Below are 13587 nucleotides of genomic sequence, written 5' to 3' on the forward strand. Positions count from 1 at the left end.
CGGCAACAAAAAATTGTACGTTTCGGAAAATCATTCGGCCTCAGCCGAGGCATGTTTGATGAAGAGAGTGGTTACTTTGAGGATCGGATCGGGATATCCTGGATAAAAAAATGCGGTTCGGAAATCGATTAAAACAAACGGAACCGGTTGGACAACGAGTTCGAAGTTCCGAGCAATTCCTTGGGCGTTTTTCCACAAATCGATTTGAAATCACGGATAAAATGGGACTGATCGTGATAGCCAACCTCATGCGCAATATCAGACAACTTCACATCGGCTGTGCGCTCGTAGATATGTTTTAAAGCCTGATTAAACTTCACCAGCTTCATGAATTGTTTGGGCGACATGCCGAAGTGCTGCTTGAACCACGAATTGAGAGCGCGCGTGGAAAATCCCAGGCTCTCGGCCAATTGTTCTACTCCTAGTGTGTATCCACCAGGGCCAATCAGCTTTCGGTATAACGTTTCGAAATCGTAGTTGCCTGGATGGTTAGTTAGCTGCTGCGTTACATACTGCTCAAACACGTTCACAATCTCAGTCATCGTATCGCGTTCGGAGTTCATAAGGTCCGCCACAGCCTGCAACGCCTCAATCCTGACGGGAGCAAACCGATTTATTATTTCGGACGGGCTTATGTCAAAAATCATTTTGAAATAAACCGGATAAATAGACGCGCCAACGATGTTCATACCCGCATGCATGAACTCAACGAGTGTATTGCTGTAGCCAACATAAAACCCGTTCTGCAAGGAAATGGGCTGGCCGGTTTCCCCAAAAATTGTTTCAATGGGTTGGGAAGATTGAAGATAAAAAAAAGACGGAAGTCCATCGGGCAACAGAAAGTCTTTGCGAACATCGCCCTCGGCAGAGGTGATTTTGAAAAAAGCCTTCACAACAAGTTCTGTTTCCCTGGAAGGAGGTAACGCTAAAAATTCATAACTCATCACGGCAATGCCTCTAATTAAAGCCTCAAAAGATACAACGTCACGCGGTAACTTTTGTCATTTTCTTGTCCATTCAACTTTGGCCTATAGCAAACGGTTGAAAGGTGCTTTGGCGTGGTGGAAAATTGCGAAATAGTACTGTATTTTTTTTGTTACAAAGCTCGGCCGTCACTTGGCTCTGTGCGAGGTGTTGGTAGCGTTCACCTCCCAGGTCTTGCCGTTGTCGGGAGAAAATGCCTGACTCCAGACCGGGTTTTCGGGATCGGTTTTATCCCAGACAAAAACCACCACAATATCTTTCCCCTTGAACTTGTCTTTGCAATAGAACTTGCCAATGTTTCCTTCAAACGACCCAACCACGGGTGCGTCTATTACACCAACATTACTGTCGACCCAATAGATGCTCCACAGTTTTGTTTTGGGATTGAACAAGCGAAGAGCGATTCCTTCAAAAGGGTTGCCGTCCACCACCGTTCGATAAGTATCCATGTTGCCAATTCCGTTAAGCAGCTTGTGCATTTCAACGGTTGATTCAAACTCGATCCATTCGGTGCTGTTGGTCAACCGCGACTTCAGCTTTTTGTCTTTCAACACCCAGTTGCCGACCAGAAAATCAAAATCATTCTGCGACGATGTAGCGGACGCGCGAATTTCAAGTTCACCCGTGGTGGTGAATTTTAATTCTCCCGGAACCAGGTGTGGGTTTTTGGTCTGCCCAAAAATAGCGCCGGCACAAAAGACGGATACCACGTATAGCGTAGCCGAAAGAGATAACGTCAATTTTAACTTTTTCATAGTGCTATCTTTTTATGTATGAGAAATGTCCTTAAACCCTGCAACTCCCTATTCAACGGATGTCAACACGTACGTGCCTGCGACTATTAACTGTGAGACCGACGAACAATGTTTCGTCGCATGGCGTGCTTTTAAAAACGTAAATAAGTCTTATGAAGACACATAGTCAATCACCCGTTTCGGGTAGTTGTGTGCCGGAAGCCGGACATCGGGTGGTGTCGTGGCGTGGAGAAAATCTAACAACGAAAAAAAATAGGCGAATTGTCTGGCAGCAGGTAACAGACCGATCGTTGATTCGTCGGCCGGTTATCGGATACAGATGCCGTTCGCGCGGTGGCCGTCTGACACATAATAGTCAGATAGATCCAATGTTGCCGCAGGAGTAACGCCTTCATATACGCGCCAGCACCTGGCAACAGGATCCTTTGAGTCGTCGCCCACTTCGTCGCCAACGAGAAATACATCATTGTCCATAACGGCAATGCCGTGAACTGACGAATTTTTTGTGCCGTCCTCCAGAACGTGTGCACTCACGGTGTTGCCGACAATCTTCCAGTATTTTGCAACAGGTCTGCCAGCCGCGTTTTTCTCATAGCCCCCCACATAAATGGCGTCGCCCGAAAAGGCGATGCAACTGGTTTGTGCATAGAAGGCCCCGTCGGTAAGGGGAATGGAATGCGCAGCATCATTTTTTAACAACACCGCTCTGGCATTACAACCCACGTCGGCACAGCCGCCGTTTGCAGCGAGGTACACATCATCGCCTCGTTGCCCGATGGCAGTGGCTTCATAAAATCCGGTGGTTTCCGACAGCACAGCAACATCGTCCAGACTATTTTTCCACAGCGCCGACCAGCGATATCCTTTGTCGTTTGCCTGACCGCCGGCGACCAACACATCGTTTCCTTTCAGGATGATGCCATTGGCCACTGACGACGACTTGCTATCAAACAAATCGGTCTGCGTGATTACGCCCGCATCGTCGGTAATATACCAGCCCCGGAATCGCCCATTGCAATAGTCCGGACATTCTGTATTGTTAAATGAAAATCCGGCCAGGTAAACTTTATCGTCGTGAACAGCAATTGCCTTTGGAAAGGAGGAGTATTCCATGGGTTTGTTGCCGACGTTGTGAGGCACACCGTTTTTCCAGTACGTTGCTACAGTCAAATTTTTTTCGTCTACAACATTTCCTACCACATATTCATCATCCCCGGAAAACATAATAGCAAAGGCTTCTGGTGCGAACGCTTGGTCCCCCTGTAAACCGGTTTTGACACCATTTTTCCAAGAGACAGCTTGCGACAGCCAAACCGATGTGAGGCCTTTGCCCACAACATAAACATCGTAGTTTTTTAGGACGGTTAGTTTGGCCGTTGCCTTTGCCAAGGGGTTGTCATTGCTGGTGACAACAATATCGGCGGTGCCCGATTTGATTGGCGTGACTTTCCCGTTTGCATCCACCGTGGCAACCGAAATATCGCTGCTGGTCCATGTCACGCTTTTGTTGGCCGCGTTGCCTGGCGAGACCGTGGCGGTTAGTTGTTTGCCTAATGTGACGATGGATATGAGTTGTGTTTGATCGACGGTTACCGAGCTGACGTGTATGGTAGGATCTACGACTGTTTTCACCGGATCTTCCGACGTGTCGCACGACAAGACGAGAATGAAAAATAGAAAAAACAGATTGGGACAAAAGCGCTTGATCAGACTTAGCATATTCCTTCAATTAGGAGTCAACGGATAATTATTTCGACTCTGAAAGATACGCGTTAATATTTTCTTTTGCCACTGCCCTGGTCCGATAGTGTTTCCAGACGTCCGGGAAACGAACAAACCGCGTTAGGGTCTGAATCACTAGTTGAAAGAATTCCGGTAGTGAAGGGGCGTTGCACCCGTTTTGTTTTTGAAAAGTTTATTGAGAGACTGCGGAAAATAAACCCGCAGTTCGAAGGCAATTTCACTTACCGAAAGGTTTGTCCGCGTCAGCAGCTCCCGTGTTTTTTCGATAACATGATTGTAGATATGCTGTTCTGTGTTTTGCCTCGTCAGGTTTTTGCGTTGCATGTTTAGTCTTGTTCATACGTTCTCATTTTTTTTTACGGGCACAAAGATGATCACCATTCAACCGTGAAGCGTATCCGTTTCCGGGGGGTGTTGTATCCTAAAACCTGTCACAAAACATTTAATGCTCCGCCGTCGGCACGCATGGAAGCACCGTTGGTAGCGGACGCCAGCGGACTGGAAAGATAGACTGCCAGGTTTGCAACTTCGTTGGGAGTGATAAAGCGTTGCAGCAGCCCATTGGGATTGGTGTGCTGAACAATGGCGGCCTTCATCTGCTCAACCGAGATATTTTTTGCTTTCGCGATGTGTTCTACAGTCTGCTCCACACCTTCCGAATAGGTTGGTCCGCCCAGTAAGGTGTTAACCGTCACGCCCGTTCCGCGAGTCAGTTTCGACAAACCATTGCTGAGCGACAACAAGGCGGTCTTGGTCATGCCATAGTGTATCATGTCGCCCGGTACATTCAAGCCCGATTCGCTGCTGATAAAAAGAATCCGTCCCCAGCCATTCTTCAACATCGAAGGAAACAAGGCTCTTGACAACCGAACCCCGCTCATGAAATTGATTTCAATAATATTCATCCACCCCTGGTCGTCAATGTCGCCGAAGGCCTTGAGCTCGAAAATGCCGACGTTGTTTATGAGGATATCAATGGCCGGGAGCGCCAACAACAAATGCTTCACGTCATCAGCTTTCCCAAAGTCGGCAGCAAGAGCCGATACATTTGCGCCGGGCACGAGGCCACGGAGACGCTCTGCGGCGCGTTGTGTTTTTTCTTCTGTTCGGCCGTTGATGACAACGGAGGCACCGGCCTCGGCAAGCTTCTGTGCAATGGCAAATCCAATTCCCTGTGTTGACCCGCTGATAAAGGCCGTCTTCTGTTTCAATTCCAAATCCATATATAAGTATTAAAGTTATTTTTGTATCGATTAATACAAAATAGACAAAAAAAATATCAGCCGATGACTGATAATTGCAAATTGATTAGATCCGATAATGCTTTGGTGTTCGGATACATGCGTCTGCTGATGTTCAAGCCGTTCCAGACTGTAATCAAATAACGTCCCAGGAGTTCGGGTGCTGTTTTGTTTTTCACCGTTCCGTTTTCCTGTGCCTGTTTGATGGCCCACGTAAACATGGCTTCTACTTCTTTTAAGATGGTGACGGCTTCTTTTTCAAGGGCATCGTCCAGAAAGGTCATTTCAACCACGGTGTTCGAGATGATGCAACCGCGCAAGTGCGTGTCGCGATCGGCAGTGGCAATGCTCCTGAAAAAATCTTTGATATCGTCGATAGGCGAGGGGCTTGTCTTCAGCTGTGTTTTGAATTCCTGAAAGACCTGCCGGCGTTGCTGAAGGGCCTTGCTGAACAATTCCTTCTTTCCTCCCTTAAAGGTATTGTAAAAGCTTCCGCTGCCCATGCCGGTGGCGTTGAGTAAATCGTCGAGCGAAGTTGCGGCAAACCCCTTTTCCCAAAAGGCACGTTGCGCCTTTTCCAGAATTTGGTCCTGATTGAATGTTGTGGGTCTGCCTCTCATATTTGTAGTGTTCGATACAAAAATAAGAATTTTTAACAAACTCACCACTACACCCAAAATCCTTTAAATTTAAGCATGCTTCAAAACCGCGTTGACCCATGGGGAAAATTCATCAAAACCAGCGCACGCGGTTTGTGGATGGGCAATCGCGGGGTTATTCATGTCGATAAAAAAATAAAGAAAGCCTTCAACCATAAAGCATGGATCACATGCGTGCTGGAGTTTAAGGAAAGAAGAAGAGAGGTGATGACCCCTGGTCGCTGGACAGAACTTTTTTTCCTGGATGAGGCCACCGCCTTTGCTGCCGGCCACAGGCCTTGTTTCGAATGTCGGCGAGACGATGCAAAACGATTTAAGGCGTGCTGGATAAACGGCAACCCAACACATCAATTCAATTTGAAAACATCGGTTAAGTTTATCGATGAAGTCATACACAGCGAAAGGATTGATCGCGATCATAAGAAAATCACGCATCAGGCTCCGGCTTCAGGCCTTCCCGAAGGGACGTTCTTCTTGTTGGATGACAATGCTTATGTTCTGGTGAAAGGCAGACTTCATCGTTGGACTCCATTTGGATACGAGAACAGTGTCGCGTTGCCCGAGTCTCCTCTCACCATTCTGACGCCCAGGTCAATCGTAAATGCTTTTCGGGCGGGTTATGTGCCACAGGTAAAAATGTAGACTCAGAATAGGAAACACCTACTTCCTCAAAATCTTTTCCATCGGTTTGCCTTTTGCAAGTTCATCAATCAGCTTGTCCAGATAGCGGATTTTCTGCATCAGTTTGTCTTCGATTTCCTCAACGCGATAGCCACAGATCACACCGGTGATTTTTGAAACGTTGGGGTTCAGTTGTGGTGCCTGGGCAAAGAAGTTTTCAAAGTCGGTCTTCTTTTCGATGTGGTGTTGCAGCGTTTGGGCATTGTATCCCGTCAGCCAAAAGATAATCTCATCGACCTCCGCTTTTGTTCTCCCCTTCTTCTCGGCTTTGTTAATATAGTGCGGATATACACCGGCAAACGACATTTTAAACACTCTTGAATTGTCCATCTCGGGGGTGATTATAATTCGAATTTAATAAATAATGTTAGTAAGATGAATGCACGAACGGGCCACAACGTGATTCATCAATGATTATTCCGGCATAAATTTGTAGTTTTGGTTTTGGATATACAAAATGTCGTTGATGATGATGCATAAAGTTAGGTATCTCGCCACCCTCTGAACACTGGCGTGACAAAAGCGGTTATTGCAAATCAGACGATCAAAAACAGAAGAAATGAAGATACTTTTAACAGTAGTTTTTCTGACAACAACAATCCATTCCTTTTCGCAGTCAATCTTTCCGAGTTTAAGTCCGAAAGGAAGAATTGAACAAAGGATTGGACTCACAGACATCTCCGTTGACTATGAGCGCCCCGCATCCCGGGGGCGTAAAGTATTTGGAGGGTTGATCGAATATGAAAAATTGTGGAGGACTGGGGCAGGCCATTGCACAAAGATCAAATTCAGCAAGCCCGTTACCATTGACAATAAAAAAATAGACCAAGGAACCTACTCGGTGTTCACGATTCCAAAAGCGAATGAATGGACCGTAATATTAAATACAGACACAACGTTGTACGGAGTAGGATCCTACGACGAAAAGAAAGATTTACTTCGTTTCAAAACAAAGAGTCAACCAACAGATCGGTATTACGAGTCCTTGACAATAGACATTGACGTGATACCCAACAATGCTTCTGTTTCGATTGAATGGGAAAGGACCCGGATTTCATTTTTGGTGGAAACAGAATCGGACAAGGTGGCGGATGATTTTATTCAGCACCATTTGTTGACAGACAAGTCGAGCGATGCAGACGAGTATGCAGCCGCGGCAGAATATTATTTTTACTTAGACAAGAATTTAGACCGGGCACTGATTCTCATAGACAAAGCCATCGCAAAGAAAAGTCAATCCTGGTACTACAGACAAAAAGTTGACATCCTCGAGAAACAAATGAAATACAAGGAAGCGATTGACTGTGCTACCCTCGCCATCGCATTAGATCAGAAACGAACGGAGTGGGATTCCCAAACGAGGCAAAATATTGAAGATGAATATAAGAAGCGAATCGAGCTCTTTAAGAGCAAGCTGAAAAAATAGGAGCGTTGTCAAATGTGAGGCGTATTCGTTGGGTGCCAGCGGTTCTTGAAATATATTTTGAACGTGGTGCCTTCATCCACCTTGCTGTCTACCTCGATCTTGCCGCCGAGGGCGAGTATCTGGCTCTTCACCAGGTAAAGCCCTAAACCCTTTCCTTCAACGTGACTATGAAAACGCTGGTATAGGCTGAAGATTTTGTTCCGGAACTGGCCCAGGTCTACGCCGAGACCATTGTCGGTCACGGTGAGGCACACGTATCCGTTTACCATTTCTGTTTTCAGGCTGATCACCGGTCTGCGTGCCGGGTGGCGATATTTGATGGCGTTGCTCAGCAGGTTTTGCAACACGCTTTCTACGTAGGGCTTTACGCTGTAGATACGGGGAGCATCGGAGAAATCGCCTCGTATCACACTGTGCGTGTCTTCAATTTCCTTTTCGATATAACGTTTCACGAGCACAAGTTCCTCGTCGAAGAGCACTTCGGTGACGGGACTTTCGTTGTTTTTCCTGATTTCGAGAATCGTGTTTAGGTCGCGCACTACACGGTCCAGCTCGCCCGCAGTGATAACCATTTTTTCGTAGATCATGCTACGTTCCTCGTCGCTTACATCGCCAAGATTAAGCACGTTGCCCAGCCCCAGGATACGCGCAACGGGTGCCCGCAGATTGTGGGCCGAGATAAACGCAAACTGTTCCAGTTGCTGGTTATAATCCAGGAGCTCTTTGGTGCGCAACTGCACTTCCTGTTCGAGGTTTTCGTTGCGGGCACGGATGTCATCGTTTTGTTCGGCGATGGTAGCATAGGCTTCCTCCAGCTTTTCTTTTTGTGCAAACACGATATCGCGCTGGGCCAGGATCTCATCGCCGCTTTGTTTTAGCTCCTCGTTTTGCATTTCAATTTCCTGTTGCCGGTCTTGCAGGAGCTGGTTTTTCTTCGTGATGTCTTTGTTCATTTCCTGCAGCTCATGCGTGCGCTCTTTCACAATCGTGCTTAGCTTCCGTGCCTGGTTAGCAATTGTGCGCACCCGATAACGATAAAAACCATACGCCGCCGCCGCGATCGCCAACCCCAACGCGATATTGAATGTCAGCGTCTCGTACCAACGCGGAAGAATGTGGATGATCAGCGACGTGCCGGTTTCGTTCCATATCCCGTCGTTGTTGCTGGCTTTCACCCTGAACACATAGTTGCCAGGTTCGAGACTCGTGTAGGTGGCCGACCGTTGCACGTCGGCAGCAATCCAGTCGTCGTCGAAGCCCTCCAGCTTGTAGGCATAATGATTTCCTTCCGGCCCCGAATAGTTGAATGCAACAAAGTTGAGGGAGATAAAATCGTAGCGCGACGACAGCGAGATTTCTTTTGTTTCGCTGATCACATCCTGCAACGGGCTTTCACTGCTATCGGCAAACACCGACTTGTTGAAAATCTTTAAGTCGGTTATAAGCACGGGGGGAATGATCGAGTTTTCTTTAATGCTATCGGGATAGAACGCGATCAGGCCCTGAACACTGGCCAGGTACATTCTTCCACTCGAAGCATAAATGGGTCTGCCATAAAACTGGCTTGTGGGCAAGCCATCGTCTTCGGTGTAGACGGTCGCCTTCTGCGTAGCGAGATTGTAACGCACCATGCCCTTGTTGGTGGCGAGCCAAAGGTTGCCGCTCCGGTCGAGCAAAAAGTTGTTGATGGTGGTTTCGGGTACATGTTCCTTGTCTCCATAGTGTTTCACCGATCCGCTTGCGGGATCATACACTTCAAAGCCCGGGCTCCCCATCATCCAAATCCTGCCCGACGAGTCAGCCGAAATTGACTCGGCATTCTTGAGCGTGAGGGCGTCGGGCCGGGCCACAAATTGTCGAGTCACAGGGTCAAAGCAGCTCACGCCATTGCCCCAACTGCCCAGCCAGAGCAAACCGTTTACGTCGCGGCAAATGGCGACCACGTTTTCTTCGCGCAGGCCGTCGGTGGTGTTGTAGGTGCTAAAGGTGTTGGTGCTTCGGTTGAAGATGTTGAAGCCGCTGCCGAGAGTGCCAACGTAAAGTGTTCCTTCGTTGTCCAGGTAAAGACACCAAAGCTTGTCAGACGCCAGCGTGGTCGGGTCGCCTTCGCGGGGTGTGAAGCGCCGGCATTTTTTTGTGACGGGGTCAAATCGACCAAGGCCGGCTCCCCAGGTCGCTATCCACAGGCATTGGGCTTTCTCATCCCACTCCAGGTCTACCACAAAGTCGCTCGGGATGCTGTTGGGATCTTTTGGATCGTGCCGGAACGAGGTGAACGTTTCGCTCGCTTCGTCAAAAAAACCGACCCCACCGCCGTCGGACCCAACCCACAACCCAACCCCTGGCTGCTCTACGATGGCGGAAATTTTATTGTTGGGTAGATTGGGCTGATGGCTCAGGTTTTTCTGATAGATCACAAAAGGCTTTCGGTTTGCGTCATACAGACATATGCCACGGCTGTTGGTACCCACCCAGATGTTGTTTTGCCGGTCGCGAAAGATCACATAGATGGAATTGTCGCTGATGCTGCGCATGTCGAGCTCGTCGTTCACATAGTGATAAAAGCGGTCGGCCACGGGATCGAATATATCCAGGCCCCCGTTTTCAGTGCCCACCCAAATTCTGCCGACACGGTCTTGTCCCACACAACGGATCACGTCCAACGCGAGGCTGTTGGCATCGTCGGCCTGGTGGCGATGGTGTATGAATGTTTTTTGATCGCGATCATAGCGACTCAGGCCGCCATCGGATCCCACCCACATCGCGCCGTTGCGATCCAGGAAAAGATCGTTCACGTTGTTGTGGGGGAGGCCGCCGGCATCGGCAGCATTGTGCGAGAAGCGTTTGGTGATTTGCCGCGCCTTGTTCATCACCACCACACCAATGCGTGTACCGATCCAGAGGTTGCCCGTGCGGTCGAACTCCAGCGAGGTTATGTCGAACGCGTTTTCGTCGATACGATAATGTTGGAAGTTACCTGAGGTTCGGTTGAAGTAATCGACATAGCCATTGGAGAAGGCAAGCCAGAAGTTGCCGTCTTCGTCTTCCAGGATTTGGTTGATGCGCCCGTTGGAAATACTGCCCTCGCGCGACGGGTTTGGTACGTAGGACGTGAAGTCGTTGGAGGCCCGGTTGTATCGGCTCAACCCGCCCGTCGTGCCTATCCACAGGTCGCCCTGCCGGTCTTCGAGCATCGCGGTGGATGCGTTGTCGCACAAGGAGGTGGTGTCGCCGTTCTTATGATAGAACGAAGTGAACGTGTAGCCGTCGAAACGGTTGAGCCCTTCGACGGTCCCAAACCACATAAAGCCCTGGCGGTCTTCTATGATGGAGAGCACTTTATCGTGCGACAGGCCGTGAAAACTGGAATAATGACGGAAGGGAACAAAAGGGTGTTGTGCCTGCACGGCCGGCGAGAAAATCGCGCCGAGCATGATTGCAACAACGATCAATGTATGACAATAGGGGCGCGGCATACAGGTTATTTGTGCAATGGAAGTTATCAAGTTTTTTGTCAAAAACCGCCATAGTCACTGCCACGTTTTTTTTGTATTCAGTTAGGAAAGAGGACTGCCTGGCCAGGATAACCACATTGGGCCGTAGCTTTTCTATTCATCCTTCAAGACATCAACCGGGTTTGTGGCTGCCGCTTTTAGTGCGTGATATCCCGTAATGATCATGGCTAACAACAGCGTGCCTGCACCAGTTGCTAAAAATATCCACATCGAAGGTTTGACGGGCTCCGGAAAATCCTGTAACCAGATCTTCGTCATCCAATAGGCAACGGGTGCCCCAATGAGAAATGCGATGACAATAAGCTTGGTATAGCCTGCGGATATTAACACTAAAATGTTGTAGACCGATGCACCGACCACTTTGCGTACGCCGATCTCTTTGGTGCGCTGTTCAAGCGAATACACAATCATGCCCAACAACCCAAGACCGGCAATGAGGATGGCCAGTGAGGACATGATGCTCAATATTTTTCCGAATTGTTGCTGCCTGGCAAATTGTGACTCAAAATTCTGATCTAGAAAAGAATATTGAAATGGTGTGTTGCCGGCATGTTGTTTCCATACTTTTTGCAGTGCGACCAATGTGTTTTGCCACGCTTCGCTGGATTGGGGTACGACTTTAACAACGGCAAAATCAACAGCATCGTCTTCCAGAATTTTGTTGTCCATGTGGAAAATGCCCAGAGGCTCCACCACGCTTTCAACGCTCCAGTAGTTGAAATCCTTAACCACGCCAACAATCTCGAATGAGGCAAACGTATTTTGTCCGGTCGGATACAGAATATTTTTTCCCAGCACCGATTCATCAAGAGGCCAGCCAATGCGTCTTATAGTTGCCTCGTTAACGATCACCCGGTTAGAATCTGCCGGCATGGCAACGTCGAAATTGCGACCCAATAAAATCGGAATGCCAAGCGTGGGCAGATAGTTTTCGTCGCCCGAGGTATAGTTGAGCGGGAATTTAAGTTCTGTCTTTCCCTCTGCACTAAAAGAATCGCCACCGTAGATGAACGGCGGTGCCGAAGCACACCACGATGCGTCGATAGCACCCGGCACATGGGCAACATCTCGTGCCAGGCTTTTGCGGCTGTCGGCATGCTCCACATGATGAAGCACCACGAGATTTTCCTTATCAAAACCCAGGTCTTTTTCAGAAATAAACCTAAGCTGTTGGAAAACGACGGCCGTGGCGATGATGAGAATTATAGACACACAGAATTGAAAGACAACCAGAACATCGCGGAATGATTTGCCTGTGCGGCCAACTTTTGTTCTTCCCTTGATTGCCGCTACGGGGTGAAACGTGGTGAGAAACAGCGCCGGGTAGCTGGCAGAGATCAAGGCGATCATTATTGTGAGGCACAGCGCACCAACAACAAGCCAACGATCGGTGAAAAGGGAAAGCACGAGATGTTTGCCCGTAATGGAATTGAACGCAGGCAAGAACGCTTGCGAAATCGCCACTGCCACAACGAGGGCGATCATGCAAAATCCCAGGGCTTCGAAGAAGTAGCCGAGCGCCAACTCTTTTTTAGCAAGTCCCAGTATTTTTCGGATGCTGGCTTCCTTGATGCGTCGCGTAAATTGCGCGGTCGACAGGTTCATGAAATTGATGCACGACAGCAACACGATGAAGAGCGCTGCGCCTATGAATGAATAAATTATTTTCCGGTCGCCCGTGTCGGGAAACGAACCCACGACAGAATATTCAGGCAAGTGCAGCGTGTTGATGGGTTGCAGAAACAGTTCCCATTTTTTTCCGGAGGCAATGTATTCAGCGTAGGTCATGCCCATGGCTGCTTTAATAGATTCTTCTGCGCGCTTTCGGGGGATGGTATTTATTTTTTCGCGCACTGCATGGATGTCGGCGCCGGGATACAGACGCACAAAGGTTTCCAACTGCGTCCACACCCAACTCCAATGCATCCGGTCAACAGCAAACCCTTTCGAAGAGAGCAACAGCGGAAACTGCAGCGTTGAGTTTCCGGGAGCGTCGGCCATAACGCCGGTCACTTCATACGTTTGGTATTCTTTATTTTGCCGCCCACGCAGCCGCACCATTTTGCCAATGGGATTTTCAGTGCCGAAATACTTTGTTGCAGTCGAGCGCGTCATCACCATGGTGTTGGCCTGGCTAAAGGCGGTGGCTTCGTCGCCGAGTATAAGGGGAAAGTTCAGTACCTTAAAAAAGTTGGTGTCGGCCGAGAGCACGCGGGTTTCTTCAAAGACCACCGCGTCGCTGTTGGTTTTTTCATAGGAGACGATAAAATCTCCGGCTGTGTGCAGGCTTGTCGTTATTTCCACTTCGGGAAGTTCTTCGATGAGGGCATGTGCCACGCCCGGACCGGTACGCGAAAATTGATCGGTACGATTGTCGGACCAGATAAAGGTTTGGTTAACGCGGTAAAGACGGTCGCTATGCGGATGAAAATTGTCGAAGGTGAGTTCCTGTTTCACATACAGATAGATGAGCATCGTGCTGGCCATGCTCACAGTCAAACCGAGGAGGTTGATGGAGGAGAAAAGTTTTTGCCGCTTCAGGTTGCGGACAAAGAGCAGGGCATAGTTCTTCAGCATAAGGTT

The 13587-nt window shown here is 48.7% G+C and carries 11 protein-coding genes; 2 read left to right on the forward strand and 9 right to left on the reverse strand.

The window, feature by feature from the left end; genetic code table 11:
* Positions 1 to 128 precede the first annotated feature (128 nt).
* The 6 genes from JI741_RS30830 to JI741_RS30855 form a co-directional block, all read right to left on the reverse strand.
* Entirely contained in the window at positions 129 to 944 is an 816-nt protein-coding gene (locus JI741_RS30830) for a helix-turn-helix domain-containing protein (RefSeq protein WP_202016234.1), read from the reverse strand.
* Positions 945 to 1112: 168 nt separating this feature from the next.
* Positions 1113 to 1739: a hypothetical protein gene (locus tag JI741_RS30835; protein ID WP_202016236.1), complete on the reverse strand. Its 627-nt coding sequence runs from the start codon at positions 1737 to 1739 to the stop codon at positions 1113 to 1115.
* A 306-nt stretch (positions 1740 to 2045) separates the two neighbouring features.
* A complete protein-coding gene (locus JI741_RS30840) occupies positions 2046 to 3458 on the reverse strand; it encodes an Ig-like domain-containing protein (RefSeq protein WP_202016238.1) in 1413 nt (470 codons plus the stop codon).
* 138 nt (positions 3459 to 3596) lie between these two features.
* On the reverse strand, positions 3597 to 3806 hold the full coding sequence (locus JI741_RS30845) for a helix-turn-helix domain-containing protein (protein WP_202016239.1): 210 nt from the start codon (positions 3804 to 3806) through the stop codon (positions 3597 to 3599).
* 107 nt (positions 3807 to 3913) lie between these two features.
* Positions 3914 to 4705, reverse strand: a complete 792-nt coding sequence (locus JI741_RS30850) for an SDR family NAD(P)-dependent oxidoreductase (protein ID WP_202016240.1) — start codon at positions 4703 to 4705, stop codon at positions 3914 to 3916.
* Between the two features lie 56 nt (positions 4706 to 4761).
* Positions 4762 to 5343 carry a TetR/AcrR family transcriptional regulator gene (locus JI741_RS30855; RefSeq protein ID WP_202016241.1) on the reverse strand — a complete coding sequence of 194 codons (582 nt, stop codon included), beginning with the start codon at positions 5341 to 5343 and terminating at the stop codon, positions 4762 to 4764.
* Between the two features lie 75 nt (positions 5344 to 5418).
* Here JI741_RS30855 and JI741_RS30860 point away from each other — a divergent pair, with 75 nt between their 5' ends.
* A complete protein-coding gene (locus JI741_RS30860; RefSeq protein WP_202016242.1) occupies positions 5419 to 6024 on the forward strand; it encodes a hypothetical protein in 606 nt (201 codons plus the stop codon).
* Between the two features lie 18 nt (positions 6025 to 6042).
* Here JI741_RS30860 and JI741_RS30865 read toward each other — a convergent pair whose 3' ends face one another.
* A complete protein-coding gene (locus tag JI741_RS30865; protein ID WP_202016243.1) occupies positions 6043 to 6393 on the reverse strand; it encodes a DUF2200 domain-containing protein in 351 nt (116 codons plus the stop codon).
* A 229-nt stretch (positions 6394 to 6622) separates the two neighbouring features.
* On the opposite strand from JI741_RS30865, the gene JI741_RS30870 reads away from it, so the two are divergent.
* Entirely contained in the window at positions 6623 to 7489 is an 867-nt protein-coding gene (locus tag JI741_RS30870) for a DUF2911 domain-containing protein (protein WP_202016245.1), read from the forward strand.
* Positions 7490 to 7497: 8 nt separating this feature from the next.
* On the opposite strand, the gene JI741_RS30875 is transcribed toward JI741_RS30870, so the two are convergent.
* Entirely contained in the window at positions 7498 to 10923 is a 3426-nt protein-coding gene (locus JI741_RS30875; protein WP_236676361.1) for a sensor histidine kinase, read from the reverse strand.
* Between the two features lie 174 nt (positions 10924 to 11097).
* Complete coding sequence (locus JI741_RS30880; protein WP_202016249.1) at positions 11098 to 13581, reverse strand: ABC transporter permease; 2484 nt, start codon at positions 13579 to 13581, stop codon at positions 11098 to 11100.
* Positions 13582 to 13587: the final 6 nt, after the last annotated feature.

It is taken from the genome of Chryseolinea lacunae, assembly GCF_016735595.1.
In the GTDB taxonomy this organism is placed as follows: Bacteria; Bacteroidota; Bacteroidia; order Cytophagales; family Cyclobacteriaceae; genus Chryseolinea; species Chryseolinea lacunae.

What these genes read in the sequence shown, in the direction of transcription:
- JI741_RS30855 (WP_202016241.1), bottom strand. Translation starts at nt 5,343, where the DNA reads ATGAGAGGCAGACCCACAACATTCAATCAGGACCAAATTCTGGAAAAG.
- JI741_RS30860 (WP_202016242.1), top strand. Translation starts at nt 5,419, where the DNA reads ATGCTTCAAAACCGCGTTGACCCATGGGGAAAATTCATCAAAACCAGC.
- JI741_RS30865 (WP_202016243.1), bottom strand. Translation starts at nt 6,393, where the DNA reads ATGGACAATTCAAGAGTGTTTAAAATGTCGTTTGCCGGTGTATATCCG.
- JI741_RS30880 (WP_202016249.1), bottom strand. Translation starts at nt 13,581, where the DNA reads ATGCTGAAGAACTATGCCCTGCTCTTTGTCCGCAACCTGAAGCGGCAA.
- JI741_RS30845 (WP_202016239.1), bottom strand. Translation starts at nt 3,806, where the DNA reads ATGCAACGCAAAAACCTGACGAGGCAAAACACAGAACAGCATATCTAC.
- JI741_RS30830 (WP_202016234.1), bottom strand. Translation starts at nt 944, where the DNA reads ATGAGTTATGAATTTTTAGCGTTACCTCCTTCCAGGGAAACAGAACTT.
- JI741_RS30835 (WP_202016236.1), bottom strand. Translation starts at nt 1,739, where the DNA reads ATGAAAAAGTTAAAATTGACGTTATCTCTTTCGGCTACGCTATACGTG.
- JI741_RS30875 (WP_236676361.1), bottom strand. Translation starts at nt 10,923, where the DNA reads ATGCTCGGCGCGATTTTCTCGCCGGCCGTGCAGGCACAACACCCTTTT.
- JI741_RS30870 (WP_202016245.1), top strand. Translation starts at nt 6,623, where the DNA reads ATGAAGATACTTTTAACAGTAGTTTTTCTGACAACAACAATCCATTCC.
- JI741_RS30850 (WP_202016240.1), bottom strand. Translation starts at nt 4,705, where the DNA reads ATGGATTTGGAATTGAAACAGAAGACGGCCTTTATCAGCGGGTCAACA.
- JI741_RS30840 (WP_202016238.1), bottom strand. Translation starts at nt 3,458, where the DNA reads ATGCTAAGTCTGATCAAGCGCTTTTGTCCCAATCTGTTTTTTCTATTT.